The organism is Brevundimonas sp. NPDC058933 (genome assembly GCF_049315965.1).
Classification (GTDB): Bacteria; Pseudomonadota; Alphaproteobacteria; order Caulobacterales; family Caulobacteraceae; genus Brevundimonas.
In genome coordinates this window covers 106,362-120,628 of the sequence record NZ_JBMOSL010000004.1, presented here as the reverse complement: position 1 = coordinate 120,628, position 14,267 = coordinate 106,362, and the positions used below count along the sequence as shown (strand labels likewise).

Annotated in this window: 12 protein-coding genes and 1 tRNA gene; 11 read left to right on the top strand and 2 right to left on the bottom strand. The window is 68.9% G+C overall.

Annotation, left to right across the window (positions count from 1 at the left end; all coding sequences use genetic code 11):
• The first annotated feature begins 107 nt into the window (after positions 1–107).
• The 7 genes from ACOZBP_RS10255 to ACOZBP_RS10225 all read left to right on the top strand — a co-directional run bounded on the left by ACOZBP_RS10255 (position 108) and on the right by ACOZBP_RS10225 (position 8,058).
• Positions 108–950, top strand: coding sequence for a hypothetical protein (locus ACOZBP_RS10255; protein WP_422676327.1), 843 nt, complete (start codon positions 108–110; stop codon positions 948–950).
• A 77-nt stretch (positions 951–1,027) separates the two neighbouring features.
• A tRNA-Leu gene (locus ACOZBP_RS10250) sits at positions 1,028–1,112 on the top strand.
• 191 nt (positions 1,113–1,303) lie between these two features.
• Positions 1,304–1,891, top strand: coding sequence for a TetR family transcriptional regulator (locus ACOZBP_RS10245; protein ID WP_422676326.1), 588 nt, complete (start codon positions 1,304–1,306; stop codon positions 1,889–1,891).
• Positions 1,888–3,573, top strand: a complete 1,686-nt coding sequence (locus ACOZBP_RS10240; RefSeq protein WP_422676325.1) for an MFS transporter — start codon at positions 1,888–1,890, stop codon at positions 3,571–3,573. Before ACOZBP_RS10245 ends, ACOZBP_RS10240 begins: the two co-directional genes overlap by 4 nt.
• Positions 3,574–3,586: 13 nt before the next feature.
• On the top strand, positions 3,587–4,696 hold the full coding sequence (locus tag ACOZBP_RS10235) for an HlyD family secretion protein (RefSeq protein WP_422676324.1): 1,110 nt from the start codon (positions 3,587–3,589) through the stop codon (positions 4,694–4,696).
• Positions 4,697–4,768: 72 nt separating this feature from the next.
• Complete coding sequence (locus ACOZBP_RS10230) at positions 4,769–6,025, top strand: multidrug effflux MFS transporter (RefSeq protein ID WP_422676323.1); 1,257 nt, start codon at positions 4,769–4,771, stop codon at positions 6,023–6,025.
• Between the two features lie 74 nt (positions 6,026–6,099).
• Complete coding sequence (locus tag ACOZBP_RS10225; RefSeq protein ID WP_422676322.1) at positions 6,100–8,058, top strand: M1 family metallopeptidase; 1,959 nt, start codon at positions 6,100–6,102, stop codon at positions 8,056–8,058.
• A 190-nt stretch (positions 8,059–8,248) separates the two neighbouring features.
• On the opposite strand, the gene ACOZBP_RS10220 is transcribed toward ACOZBP_RS10225, so the two are convergent.
• Positions 8,249–8,680, bottom strand: a complete 432-nt coding sequence (locus ACOZBP_RS10220) for a DUF488 family protein (RefSeq protein ID WP_422676321.1) — start codon at positions 8,678–8,680, stop codon at positions 8,249–8,251.
• Positions 8,681–8,755: 75 nt separating this feature from the next.
• Between ACOZBP_RS10220 and ACOZBP_RS10215 the strand changes: the two genes are divergently transcribed.
• Together ACOZBP_RS10215 and ACOZBP_RS10210 are read left to right on the top strand one after the other, a co-directional pair.
• A complete protein-coding gene (locus ACOZBP_RS10215; protein ID WP_422676320.1) occupies positions 8,756–10,423 on the top strand; it encodes an amidohydrolase in 1,668 nt (555 codons plus the stop codon).
• A gap of 112 nt (positions 10,424–10,535) precedes the next feature.
• Positions 10,536–11,510 carry a complex I NDUFA9 subunit family protein gene (locus tag ACOZBP_RS10210; protein ID WP_422676319.1) on the top strand — a complete coding sequence of 325 codons (975 nt, stop codon included), beginning with the start codon at positions 10,536–10,538 and terminating at the stop codon, positions 11,508–11,510.
• 94 nt (positions 11,511–11,604) lie between these two features.
• On the opposite strand, the gene ACOZBP_RS10205 is transcribed toward ACOZBP_RS10210, so the two are convergent.
• Positions 11,605–12,411, bottom strand: a complete 807-nt coding sequence (locus tag ACOZBP_RS10205; protein WP_422676318.1) for an undecaprenyl-diphosphate phosphatase — start codon at positions 12,409–12,411, stop codon at positions 11,605–11,607.
• Positions 12,412–12,524: 113 nt separating this feature from the next.
• On the opposite strand from ACOZBP_RS10205, the gene ACOZBP_RS10200 reads away from it, so the two are divergent.
• Positions 12,525–13,517, top strand: coding sequence for a cation diffusion facilitator family transporter (locus ACOZBP_RS10200; protein WP_422676316.1), 993 nt, complete (start codon positions 12,525–12,527; stop codon positions 13,515–13,517).
• A 59-nt stretch (positions 13,518–13,576) separates the two neighbouring features.
• Complete coding sequence (locus ACOZBP_RS10195) at positions 13,577–14,263, top strand: glutathione S-transferase family protein (protein WP_422676315.1); 687 nt, start codon at positions 13,577–13,579, stop codon at positions 14,261–14,263.
• Positions 14,264–14,267: the final 4 nt, after the last annotated feature.

Sequence of the window (14,267 nt, the reverse complement as noted above, 5' to 3'; positions counted from 1 at the left end):
ATGTCGTCGCAAACCATGGGTCCGATCATCGGCGTAGGCGTCGCCTTGGTCGTCAGCGCCCGTCGTATTCTGGCGGGCGCCGCCGCTAGCCAGGTGGAGATCGCCGCATGAAGACCGCCCTGGTCCTAACGACGACGCTGGCCCTCGCCTTGCCCGCCGTGGCGCAGGAGGCGGCAGTCGATTGGGACCTGACGATCCAGCCCGAAGAAAAGCTGACGACCGCTCACACCGAATTCGACAACGGTCTGGTGCTCGCCGCGCGCTGCCAGGAGGGCACGTTCCAAGTCTTGATCGGCGGTCTGCCCGAGGCCCCGGCGGCGCGTGACCTGATGAGCGCGCGGCGCATGCTGGGGATCAGTTTCGGGGACGACCCGGTTTCGGATCAGGGCTTCATGATCGGCCAGAACCGCCAGGTCGCCTTCTCCGAACTCCCCTCATCCCTGGCGCGCAGCATGCGCGAGGGCGGCCGGATGCAGATCGTCGTCGTAGGCGCCGCCGAGGGCGGGCGCAACCTGCGCTATGTCGTCGAATTGCCGCCGTCCAACGCCGCGATAGATCAGGCCTTGGGCGCCTGCGGCCACCCTCTGGTCGATCCTCGCGACCGCGAGCTGGACGCCCTGGGAGACGACGGCCTTCCCGCCGACATCACATGGCGACGCCGGCCCGTGACCCAATACCCCCAAGGCCGCACCTTCACGGCGGGCTTCGCCGTCGTGACCTGCCTGGGCCGCCCCGACGGCCAACTGTCGGACTGTGTCGTGGAAACGGAGTTTCCAGCAAACGGCGGCTTTGGCGCCGCTGCGCTCAAGGCCACGCGATCAGGTCGGCTGGTGAACCGCGACGGCGGTCTCGTGCCGCTGACCCGCATCGTCTACCGCACCAACTTCAGAATGGACTCAGGAAGCGACCCATCGACAGGGTCCAGAATTCGCCGCAGCGAAAATGAATAGGATCGCGGCTTCAGGCGTTGCAGTCGGCGATTGACCCGGCGAATTCCGCCGCTAGATTGCGCGCCTCCCAGACCTGTGCGGGTGTGGTGGAATTGGTAGACGCGCTGGATTCAAAATCCTGTTCCGAGAGGAGTGCCGGTTCGAGCCCGGCCACCCGCACCACGTCCGGTTGAGCCCCCGCCCCGGGGCCCCTTCCCTCCGCCAGAAATCTCTATCACCCCGGAACGCAGCCTTGGCCGTTCTGGCGCATTTCGCTTGCGAGGAGGGATGTCGCGCGCCGACGCATGACGAAACAAAGAATGAGCCACGCCTCACTTGATTAAGCGGACACAAGTGTCCACTTGGCGATCTTCATGACCCGTCCCTTGCGAAAAGACGCCGCCGAACGCCGCGAGGCGCTGCTGAAAGCAGCCGCCGAGGCCTTTGCGCGCGACGGGCTGGACGCTCCCCTGCACCTGATCGCCGAACAGGCGGGCGTGGGCCGGGCGACCCTGTATCGCAACTTCGCCGACCGGTCGGAGCTGGCCCTGGCGGTGTTCGTTGGACAGATCGACGATCTGGGACGCCGCACGCATTCGCGGCTTGACGATCCCGACGTCTTCCTCTGGTTCCTGGGCCAGATGGTCGAGTTGATGGTCCGCAGCGCCGGTCTGTCCACCGCCATCCGCGACCTGAGGGACGAAGCCCTGGCGCCTATCCGGTCTGGGCTGAAACAGGCGGGCGCTGACGCCCTGCGCGTGTCGCAGGCGGCGGGCCGCGTGCGGGCCGACCTGACCGTCGAGGACATTCGCGTCGTCGCCCTGATGCTGGGCGCGCCGTCGCGCACGGCCGCTGCCGCCGACCGCGACAGGCTGAGCCGTCGCACCCTGGAACTGGTGCTGGACGCCGTCCGGCTCCCGGCCGGTCAGGCGACGAACCCGCAGGCGGAGGGGGCCGTATGAGCCGCCGCAACTGGGACCTGCCCTGGGACGACTATCTGGCGACGCTGAAGCCGCACGAAAGGCCGGCCCTGCCCGGTTCCCCGGCCACGCCTGATCACGCGACGCCGTGGCGACTGGCCTATGCGGCAGTGGGTATTCTGGTGGCACTGACCGGCAGTCTCGGCAATGCAGCGGTGACGGCCAATATTCCGCAACTGGCGGGGTCTCTGGGCGTGACCATCGCCGAGGCCACCTGGCTGCCGGTCGTCTTCGTCATGACCAACGCCTGCATGAACCTGCTGCTGGTCAAGTTCAGGATGCAGTACGGCCTGCGCCTGTTCACCGAGATCATCCTGGTGGTCTTTCTGGCGACGGCGGCGGCCCACCTTTTTCTTGAGGACTTCGGCTCCACCCTGGTCGTGCGCGGCATCGCCGGGATCGCGGCGGCGGGGATGTCGACGCTGGGCATCCTCTACATCATCCAGGCCTTCCCGGCGCAGCACCGGCTGAAGGGCATCATCATCGGCGTCGGCCTGTCCAGCCTGGCGATTCCGCTGGCGCGGCTGGGGGTCGGCCATCTGCTGGATCACGACCTTTGGCGAGCCGTCTACATGTTCGACCTGGGGCTGGTGCTGATCGCCCTGCCCGCCGTCTTTGCGCTGAAGATGCCGCCGTCGCAGAGGATCAAGGCGTTCGAGAAGCTGGACTTCGTCACCTTCGCCCTGTTCGCGCCGGGCGTGGCCCTGCTGACCGCCGTCCTGGGTCTGGGGCGGATCGTCTGGTGGACCGAGGCCCCCTGGATCGGGCTGGCCCTGATCGGCGCCCTGGTGCTGCTGACGGCCGCCGTGGTGGTGGAATATAATCGCGCCAATCCGCTGATCGACCTGAAGTGGCTGGCGGGCGGCGATATCGTGCGGTTGCTGTTGGCCATCCTGCTGGTGCGGATCGTGCTGTCGGAACAGACGACGGGCGCGGTCGGCTTCCTGCAGCAGATGGGTCTGGGGAATGACCAGATGCACGGGCTGTTCTGGATCATGCTGCTGGCCACGGCGACGGGGACCCTGGCCAGCGCCCTGACGTTGAACCCGATGAAGCTTTGGAAGCCCATCTCCATCGCGCTCGGCCTGATCGCCGTCGGCGCCTTCATGGACAGCCATGCGACAGTGCTGACCCGGCCCGTGAACCTCTATTTCAGTCAGGCTCTTCTGGCCTTCGCCGCCGCCTTCTTCATCGGCCCCACCATGATCATCGGCTTCGGCAAGGTCTTGCAGGGCGGGGGCAAGAACATGGTCAGCTTCATCGTCGTCTTCTCGATCGGCCAGAACATCGGCGGCCTGATGGGCTCGGCCCTGGTCGGCACGATCCAGACGATCCGCGAGAAATACCATTCCAACCAGTTGAGCGAGAGCATCAACCTGGGCGATCCCGACGTGGTGCTGCGGCTTCAACAGCTGTCAGGCGCCTATGCCCACACCATCGGCGACGCGGCCCTGAGACAGGCGCAAGGGTTGAAACTGCTGCAACAGCAGGTCAGCCAGCAGGCCCAGGTTCTGGCCTATAACGACGTCTTCCTGCTGATTTCGGGCGCCGCCGCCGTGGGCGCCGTCTGGGTCGCCGCCAACCATTTCCGCCCCCGTATCGAGGCGCGCCGCGCCGCCAACCGCGAGGCGGCTAACGCCGCCGCAGCCGCCGCTGTCGAATGACCCGGATCCGACCATGACCGACGCCACGCCCGCCCCCGCTCCCGCCCCCACCTCGCCCCCCGCCCCGGCGGCCCCGCCGCCGTCCAGCAGCCGCCGCGTCATGTGGAGCGTGGTGCTGGTTCTGATCGCCCTGGTGGGGGTGGGGCTGATCCTGCACGCCTGGCGGCTGCCGCCCTTCGACGGCGGGCCGCAGAGCACGGACAACGCCTATGTGCGGGGTCAGGTGACGGTCATCAGCCCGCAGGTCAGCGGCTATGTCACAGCGGTCGAGGTGCAGGACTTCCAGTCGGTGCGGCAGGGCCAGCTTCTGGCGACCATCGACGACCGCATCTATCGTCAGCGGCTGGAGCAGGCGAAGGCGGCGCTGCACTCGGCCGAAGCGGCCCTGGCCAACTCGGCCCAGAGCCAGGCCTCGGCGCGCGGCTCGGTGGCCCAGACCCGCGCCTCCATCGCCGGGGCGGAATCCGCCGTGACGAAAGCCCGCGCCGACGCCCAGCGCGTCCGCACCCTGTTCGCCGGCGGCTGGGTGGCCCAGGCCCAGGTGGACACGGCCCAGAACGCCCTTCGCGCCGCCGAGGCCCAGCTGGCCGCCGCTCGCGCCGCCGAGGGCGTGGCCCAGACGGGCGTCACATCGGCCGTCGTCAGCCGCGGCTCGCTGGAGGCTGCGGTCGAGAACGCCCAGGCCCAGGTGCGTCTGGCCCAGATCGACCTGGACAACACCCGCATCACCGCCCCCCGCGCCGGCCGTCTGGGCGAGGTCGCAGTGCGGGTCGGCCAGCAGGTCGCGGTCGGCACGCAGCTGACGGCCCTGGTCCCGGACGTGGTCTGGGTCACGGCCAATATGAAGGAGACGCAGATGCGCGACGTCCGCGTCGGCCAGCCCGTCGAGATCGCCATCGACGCCCTGGGCGGCCAGACGCTGACGGGCAAGGTGGAGCGCGTTTCGCCCGCCGCCGGGTCCGAGTTCAGCGTCATCCGTCCCGACAACGCCACCGGCAACTTCACCAAGGTGGCCCAGCGCATCCCCGTCCGCATCGCCATCGACCCCGGTCAGGAGGCCGCCGCGCGGCTGGCGCCCGGCATGTCGGTCACCGCCAGGATCGACGTCAGCGGCGCGCGCTGACATGGCGCTGCAACGCAAAATTCATGGCCGTGCGGGGTTGCGTCAGCCTGACGCAGGCCGCATCAGGTCCCGATGACCAGCGCCCCGACCACGACAGCCGCCGCCTCCAAGGGGCCGGGGTTCGCCGAATTCGTCTGTCTGATCGCCATCATGATGGCGCTGAACGCCCTAGCCATCGACGCCATGTTGCCGGCCCTGCCGCACATCGGCGAGGACCTGGGCGTCGCCAACGAGAACACGCGCCAGTGGGTCATCACCGCCTACCTGCTGGGCTTCGGCGGAGCGCAGCTCTTCTACGGTCCTCTGGCGGACCGCTTCGGTCGCCGCCCCATCCTGTTCATCGGCATCGGTCTCTATGTCGCCTTCAGCGTGCTGGCCGCCTTCGCCCAGTCGTTCGAATGGCTGATCCTGTCGCGCATCGGCATGGGTCTGGGCTCGGCGGCGACGCGGGTGCTGGCCGTCTCCATCGTGCGCGACCGCTATTCCGGCCGCACCATGGCGCGGGTCATGTCGCTGAGCTTCCTGGTCTTCCTCGGCGTGCCGATCCTGGCCCCGACGGTCGGGCAGCTGATCATGCTGGTCGCGCCCTGGCGCTGGATCTTCGGCTTCTTCGCCCTGTTCGGCGGCAGCTTCCTGATCTGGGCCGCCCTGCGCCTGCCCGAGACCCTGCATCCCGAAGATCGCATGCCGATCAAGGTGAAGCGTATCGCCGGCGCCTTTGGTCAGGCCCTGAGCAGCCGCATCGGCATGGGCTACACCCTGGCCATGACGGCGATCAGCGGCGCCCTGTTCGCCTTCATCAACTCGTCGCAGCAGATCTTCTTCGACGTGTTCAAGTCGCCCGGCCTGTTCACCACCGTCTTCGCAATGGTGGCCGGCGGCATCGCCCTGGCCTCGGTGCTGAACTCGCGCCTGGTGGAGAAGCTGGGCTCGCGCCTGATCGCCCATACGGCCCTGATGGGCTTCATCGCCTTCAGCCTGCTGCACGCCGTGATCGCCTATGCCGGCCACGACAGCCTGTGGATGTTCGCCGTCTTGCAGGCGTGCAAGATGTTCTGCTTCGGCTTCATCGCCGGCAATTTCGGCTCCATGGCCATGGAGCCCATGGGCCATATCGCCGGAACGGCCGCCTCAGCCCAGGGCTTCATCTCGACCATAGGCGGGGCCCTGCTGGGCTTCTGGATCGGCCAGCATTTCGACGGCACCACCGTACCGATGACCGTCGGCTTCGCCGCCCTCGGCCTCGCCGCCCTGCTGCTGGTGCTGGCCGCCGAGAAGGGCCGGCTGTTCAAGGCCCACCACCTGCGGCCGGTGGCGCGCCCTACCTAGGCCGCCATCTGCCAAGGCTTGATCTTTACGGCGCGAGGGAGCCTTTTCGCACGCGTCTGAATACGGAGCGTTCGATGACCCTGAAGCTGGTTGGGCGGGTTTCCGCCCTGGCCCTCGCCGCCGCCCTTGTCTCTTCCCTTGGCGCCTGCGCCACCGCGCCCGGAGGCGAGTCCATGACGACGCCCGTCGCTGAGGCGCCCGCCTTCGCCTACGCCAACGACATCCATTCCAACGCTCGCCCGGCCGAGGCGCGCGTCGGCCATGTGGCGCTGGACCTGATCGCCGACTTCGCCGCCAAGACCCTGTCGGGCTCGGCCACGCTGGACGTCACCGGCCGCGTCGGCGTGACCGAGGTGGTGCTGGACACCAAGAACCTGGACATCCGCGGCGTGCGCGACGCGCAGGGCCGCGCCCTGCGCTTTGAGCTGGGCGCCGTCGACGCCATCAAGGGGCAGCCCCTGACCGTCCACCTGCCTGCCTTCACCGGCAGCGAGGTCCAGAAGATCGTCGTCAGCTATTCGACCCGTCCCGACTCCTCGGCTCTGCAATGGCTGGCCCCGCAACAGACGGCGGGTGGGGGCAAGCCCTATCTGTTCAGCCAGGGCCAAGCCATCCTGACCCGCACCTGGGTCCCGACCCAGGACAGCCCCGGCATCCGCCAGACCTATTCCGCCCGCATCGTCGCCCCCGCCGACCTGACCGTGGTCATGTCCGCCGAACACCTGACGCCGCAGGGCGAGGCGGCGGGCGCGGGGAACAAGGCCTGGCGCTTCGACATGGATCATCCGATCCCGCCCTATCTGATGGCCATCGCCATCGGCGACATCGCCTTCGCCTCGTTCGACGGCCGCACCGGCGTCTGGACCGAGCCGAGCCGCCTGGAAGCCGCGCGCGCCGAGCTGCAATCGACCCCGCGCATGGTGGACGCCGCCGAGGCCCTGTACGGCCCCTATCGCTGGGGCCGCTACGACCTGCTGGTCCTGCCGCCCAGCTTCCCCTTCGGCGGGATGGAGAACCCGCGCCTGACCTTCGCCACCCCGACCATCATCGCCGGGGACCAGTCGCTGGTCTCGCTGGTGGCGCACGAGCTTGCCCATAGCTGGTCGGGCAACCTGGTCACCAACGCGACGTGGTCGGACATCTGGCTGAACGAAGGCACCACGGTCTATTTCGAGAACCGGATCATGGAGGCCCTGTACGGCCGCGAGCGCGCCATGCAGGAGCAGGTTCTGGGCTGGGGCGAGCTGTCGGCCGAACTGGCGACCACCGCGCCGGACGATACGAAACTGCACATCGACCTGACCGGACGCGACCCGGACGACGGCCTGTCGGGCGTGCCCTATGAGAAGGGCGCGGCCATGCTGCGCACCATCGAGCGCATCGTCGGTCGCCCGACGTTTGACGCCTGGCTCCGTGGCTATTTCGACCGCCACGCCTTCCAGCCCATGACCGACGTCGGCTTCCTGGCCGACATCCGCGAACACTTGATCAAGGGCGATGCGGCGCTCGAGGCCCAGTTGCAGCTCGACAACTGGATCTACCAGCCCGGAATGCCGTCGAACTGGGTCCCGCCGGTGTCGGACGCCTTCGCGGCCGTGGACGCCCAGGCCAAGGCCGTCTTCGCCGACAAGGGTCCGGCCTCAGCCGCCGACTGGAAAAACTGGAACACCCAGCAGCGCCAGCGCTTCCTGGCCTGGCGTCCAGCAGGGCTGGCGGCCGGCGCCGACTGGCTGACCCCGGCGCAGCTGGCCGATCTGGAAAAGACCCTGAACCTGGCCCATGAGGGCAACGCCGAGCTGACCTTCGCCTGGCTGCAGATCGCCCTGGCGCATCGGTATGAGCCCGCCGTCGCTGTCGCCGACCGCTTCCTGACCACACAGGGCCGACGCAAGTTCGTCCTGCCCCTGTTCCAGACCCTGTGGAGCGAGGGCGACTGGGGCCGCCCCATCGCCACGCGCATCTACGCCAAGGCCCGGCCTTTGTATCACCCGGTGACGTCGGGTTCCGTGGATCAGCTGGTGGGACGGCCGTAGCGAAAGCAATCCTCCCCCGCCTGCGGGGGAGGGGGACCGCGCAGCGGTGGAGGGGGCGGCTACAGCTGCCGCCCTTAGCCCCTGGATCGCCGCGGTCGGAGGGCCGAAATTCCAAGATGTGGGGCCAAGGTCTCGCCCCCTCCACCATGCTTCGCATGGTCCCCCTCCCCCGCTGCGCAGGGGAGGATTTTTACAAATCCACCACCTCAGCCCCGTCCTCGCGGGCCAGCCGGTCGGCGAGGATGGCGCGGTGGCAGCCGCAGGCCTCGGCCTCGAAGCACAGCAGGGCGACGCGCTTCTGCCCCGCCACATGGCGCAGGTTCTGGAAGGCGGCCTCCGCCTCCGGCTCCTGCATGTGGGCGTTGAAGATGGCCTGCATGGTCGCCACGTCGCCCTTCCTCGCCGCATCGCGCCCGGCCTTGGGCGTGCCCAGCGGCCGCAGATGAAGATAGTCGACGCCTTCCGCCTTCAGGCTCTGGCCCAGCAGCGTCTTGGAAAAACCGGCCCGGCGCGAGGCCGCCACCGCCCGCACATCGACCAGAACTTCGACCCCCGCCGTCTTCAGCCGCGCAATGACCTGGGCCTGGGTCGCGCCTTCATAACCGATGGTGAACAGCTTCATCCGGCGATGATGCGCGCGGGATCGCTTGACGCCAAGCCCGGCTCCGGCTCCCCTGCGCCCGACCTGGAGGCGCCGATGTTCCGAACCCTGAAGACGACCCTGCCGCTGGCCGCCGCCCTGATGCTGGCCGCAGCCCCCGCCGCCTTGGCCCAGAACCTGTTGATCCGGGGCGGGACCATCCATACGGGGGATGAGGCCCAGCCGACCGCCGAGGTGGTGGCCGTGCGCGACGGACGCATCGCCTATGTCGGCGCCGCCGCTGGCGCGCCTTCGGCCGAGGGGCTGGAGGTGGTGGACCTGAAGGGGGCGACCCTGTTTCCCGGCTTCACCGACGGGCACGCCCATCTGGACGGCATAGGCTGGCGCGAGATGACGCTGAACCTGGAGGGCTCGGCTTCGGTCATCGAGGCCATGCAGCGGCTCAGCGACTGGGCCAAGGCCCACCCGGAGGGCGTCATCGTCGGGCGCGGCTGGATCGAGACCCACTGGCCCGAAAAGCGCTTCCTGACCGCCGCCGATCTGGACGCCGCCGCGCCGGGCCGGGTGGTGCTGCTGAGCCGGGCCGACGGCCATGCGGTCGCCGTCTCCAGCGCCGCGCTGAGCGCCGCCGAGATCAAGGCCGCGACGACCGCCCCCTCGGGCGGCGAGATTCTGAAGGACGCAAACGGCCAGCCGACCGGCCTGCTGGTCGACGGGGCCATGGCTCTGGTCGATCCGCTGACGCCGCAGGCCGATGCTACGGCGACCCGCGCGGCCTATCGCGCCGGGTTCGGCGTCTATGCCCGCTATGGCTGGACCGGCGTCCACTTCATGAGCGCGCCGTGGAAGGACGTCCCCCTGCTGGAGGCGATGGCGCGCGAGGGCGAGGCGCCGCTGCGGGTCTATAACAGCATCGACATGGGCGACGCCCGCGCCCTGATGGCGGGCGGGCCGCGCGACGCGGGCGACGGGCGGATCATCACCCGGGCGATCAAGTTCTACGCCGACGGCGCGCTGGGCTCGCGCGGGGCCAAGCTGTTCGAGCCCTATTCGGATCGCCCCGACACGTCCGGCCTGATGCTGGCGTCGCGCGAGACGGTCATGCCGCTGTATCAGGAGGCCCTGCGCACTGGCGTCCAGATCGCCACCCACGCCATCGGCGATCAGGGCAACCACGACGTCGCGGCCTGGTACGAAGAAGCCCTGCGGTCCGTGCCGACATCGGAATGGAAGCTGGCAGATCCGCGCTGGCGCATCGAGCACGCCCAGATCATCCGGCCCGCCGACTATCACTATTTCAACGACCTGCCGATCATCGCCTCGATGCAGCCCAGCCACGCCATCGGCGACCTGCATTTCGCCGCCGACCGCCTGGGCGACGCCCGTCTGGACGGGGCCTATGCCTGGCATACCCTGGTGGACCGGGGCGTGATCGTGGTCGGCGGCTCGGACGCGCCGGTCGAACGCGGCGATCCGCTGATCGAGTTCTACGCCGCCGTGGCGCGGCGCGACCTGAACGGCTTCCAGGGGCCGGACTGGCGCCCGAACGAGGCCGTGGACCGGGCCACGGCGCTGAAGATGTTCACCCTCTGGCCCGCCTACGCCAGCTTCCGCGAGGATGAGCTGGGCACCATCGAGGTCGGCAAGCGGGCGGACTTCACCGCCTTCAACATCGACCTGATGACCGTGCCCGCCGCCGACATCCCCAAGGGGCGTGCGGTCCTGACCGTGGTGGACGGACAGGTGGTTTACCGGGCCGACTAAAGGCTTCTGACCCGCCTGTGCGTTGCGGCGGGGCGGCGCATCGGTTAAGCCCCGGCGAGGATTTCTTCTCCGGTCGCCCGTTGCGGTCGGGGTTTGGCGTTGGAGCGCTCAGATGGCTGATTTCGCCCCCGGACTGGTCACCGTTTTCGGCGGCTCGGGCTTTGTCGGAACCCAGGTGGTGCGGGCCCTGGCCAGGCGCGGCTGGCGCGTGCGCGTCGCCGTGCGCAAGCCCGCCCTGGCCTATGAGCTGCGCATGGCCGGCGACGTCGGCCAGATCCAGACCGTCCGCTGCGACATCACCGACAAGGCCGCCGTGGCCGAGGCGATCAAAGGCGCCGACGCCGTGGTCAACCTGGTCGGCATCCTGTTCGAGACCGGCGGCCGCAAGTTCGAGGCCCTGCACGTCGACGGCGCCGTCAATGTCGCCGAGGCCGCCCGCGCCGCCGGCGTCAAGCGCCTGACCCATATGTCGGCCATCGGCGCCGACGTGAACGGCAAGGCCGACTACGCCCGCACCAAGGGCGCCGCCGAGGCCGCCGTCCGCGCCGCCTTCCCCGGCGCCGTGGTCATCCGCCCGTCGATCATCTTCGGCAAGGGAGACGCCTTCCTGAACCGTTTCGCCGCCATGGCGACCTTCTCGCCGGCCCTGCCTCTGATCGGCGGCGGCGTGACGAAATTCCAGCCCGTCTATGTCGGCGACGTGGCCGAGGCTGTGGCCCGCGCCACCGTCGCGCCGGAAGCCGAGGGCAAGACCTTCGAACTGGGCGGCCCGTCGGTCTGGACTTTCGAGGACATCCTGAAGTTCATCCTGCGCGAGACCAACCGCAATCGCTTCCTGATCCCCGTGCCCTTCTTCGCCGCCCGCATCCTCGGGTCGCTGGCGCAGATCCCGGCGGCGATCGGTCTGGCGCCCGCATTGACCAGGGATCAGGTGGTGCTTCTGGAAAACGACAACGTCGTCGCGCCGGGCGCGGACGGTCTGGCCGCGCTGGGCATCGCGCCGACCGGTCTGGAAGCCATCGCGCCTGGCTACCTGTTCCGCTATCGCGTCGGCGGGCAATACGCCGAAAGCCCCGCCGCCGCCTGATCGGCGCCGGCCACGAAAAACCCCTCGGGACCCGCGTCCCGAGGGGTTTTTCTTAGGCTATGCCTCTGCCGTCGTCCGGGATGACGGCAGGTATTTACAGCGCGCCCGTCACGGCCAGGCCGATGATGCCCGCCACGCCCACGGCGATCCGCCACCAGGCGAAGGGGCCGAAGCCGCGCTTGGACACGAAGTCCAGCAGGAAGCGCACCACCACCAGGGCCGTCAGGAAGGCGGCGACGAAACCCACGGCAATCAGGCCGAAGTCGCTGAAGTCCAGCACGTCGCGGTTCTTGAACAGGTCGTAGAAGACCGCCGCCCCCATGGTCGGCAGGGCCAGGAAGAAGCTGAACTCGGCCGCCGAGCGCTTGTCCGTGCCCAGCAACAGGCCGCCGGCGATGGTGGCGCCCGAGCGCGACACCCCCGGAATCATGGCCAGGCACTGGAACAGGCCGATCAGGAAATAGACGCGGAAAGGATAGCGATCCGCGTCCAGATAGGTTGGCATCTTCTTCAGCCGGTCCAGCCACAGCAGCAGCAGGCCGCCGACGATCAGGGCGATACAGATGACCAGAGGCGTCTCGAACAGCACCGTCTTGATGAAGCCATAGGCCAGGAAGCCGATCACCACGGCGGGGGCGAAGGCGACCAGCAGGCCGATCAGAAAACGCCGCGCCTCTGGATCGAAGGGCCAGCGCGTCGCCAGGGTCCACAGACGTTTGAAATAGACGCTGATGATGGCCAGCAGGGCGCCCAGCTGGATGACGATCTCGAACGTCTTGCCCGTGCTCTCGAAGCCGAGGAAATGTCCCAGCAGCAGCAGGTGGCCGGTGGACGACACCGGAATGAATTCGGTCAATCCCTCGACCAGACCCAGAAGGATCGCCGTCAGCCAGTCCGCCATGGAAACTCCGTCTCGACTGGCGGCGGTCCGTCCGCGCCAGCAATCCCTTCCTTAGCGCCCCGATCAGGACGCCGCCATTGGCGGATGACCGCTTTTGCGCGACAAGGGCGGGGATGACCGCCTCCCCCCTAGACGACGCTCACGCCACGACCCGCCGGATCACCACCCTCTCGGTGGGGACAGCCACGGTCCTGATCGTGCTGAAGGCCTTTGCGCTCGGCGCCTCGGGCTCGGTGTCGATCCTGGCGACCCTGGCGGATTCGTCGCTGGACCTGATCGCCTCCCTGGCCACCTTCTTCGCCGTGCGCTGGGCGGCGGCCCCCGCCGATCCCGAGCACCGCTATGGCCACGGCAAGGCCGAGGCCCTGGCCGGTCTGGTGCAGGCGGGCCTGATCTTCGCCTCGGCCGTCTTCATCGGCTGGGAGGCGGTGCAGCGCATCTTCGACCCTCGCCCCGTCGCCGCGGGGGGCTGGGCTGTCGGCGTGGTCGTCGCCTCCATCGCCGTCACCCTGTGGCTGGTGTGGATGCAGACCCGGGCGCTGAAGAAGACAAACTCCCTGGCCGTGGCGGGCGACCGCGCCCACTACGCCGCCGACCTGGCGGCCAATGTGGTGGTGCTGATCGGCGTGGTCTCGGGCGCCTACCTGGGCGCGCCGGGGCTGGACGCGGCGGCGGGTCTGGTCGTGGCGGTCTGGCTGTTCTGGGGCGCCGTCAGCCTGCTGCGCGAGTCCGCCGACCACCTGCTGGACCATGCCGGGCCGGAAGAGGCGCGCGTGACGATCACCGCCGCCGTCCTGGCCGATCCCCGCATCTCGGGCGTCCACCAACTTCGCACCCGCATGGCCGGGCAGGTGCTGATGATCCAGATGCACGTCGACCTGGAGCCGAGCCTGACGCTGGAGGCCGCGCACGCCATCGTGGTCGAGGCCGAGCAGCGCGTGCTGGCGGCCTTCCCCCATGCCGACCTGCTGATCCACGCAGACCCGCGCGGCAAGGGCGAGGATCACGGTCGCCGCGACGCTTCCGTCGAGACGCCGACGGTATCCGGGCCGTCTTCAGAGACGGTCGAAGAGCCGCTGACGATCCGCCCCGGTCCCTGGTCCTGAGCCGCGACCGTCCGTCGCGGTAAACGCGGTCTTAACGCGCGGGGCCTATGGATCGATCAATGTCCGCCCCCGCCGTCCTCTATCATTTCGCTTTCCATCCCGGCTCGCGCACCGCGCGGTTGGCCCTGGGCGAGGCGCGCGTCGAATTCGGCGAGGAACTGGTCAAGCCGTGGGAGGACGACTGCCCCGTCATCGACCTCAACCCCTCGGGGATGCCGCCGGTCCTGACCGTGACGGAGAAGGGCAAGACCCTGACCCTGTGCGAGATCGATTCCATCCTCGGCTGGATCGAAGACCGCTCCAAGGGCGACGTCCTGATGCCCGCCGACATCGGCGAACGGGCGGAGGCGCGGCGCCTGGCCGCCTGGTTCAACCGCCGCTTCATCGACGAGGTCGACGCCGTCCTGCTGCATGAGCGGATGGAGAAACCCCTGCTGCGGCTGGGTCCGCCCGAGGCGCGGATGCTGCGCGAAGGCCGCGACGCGCTGCGCACCCATATGGCCATGTTCGAGGCCCTGGCCGCCGGGCGTGAATGGCTGGCGGGGCGGCGGCTCAGCCAGGCCGACCTGATCGCGGCGGGCCACCTGTCGGTGCTGGACTATTTCGGCGAGATCACCTGGGCGTCCTATCCGGCGCTGAAGACCTGGTATTCCAAGCTGAAGTCACGGCCCTGTTTCCGACCGCTGCTGACCGACCGTTTCCCGGGCGTGCAGCCGGCGACCTGGTACGCCGACCTCGACTTCTGAGGCT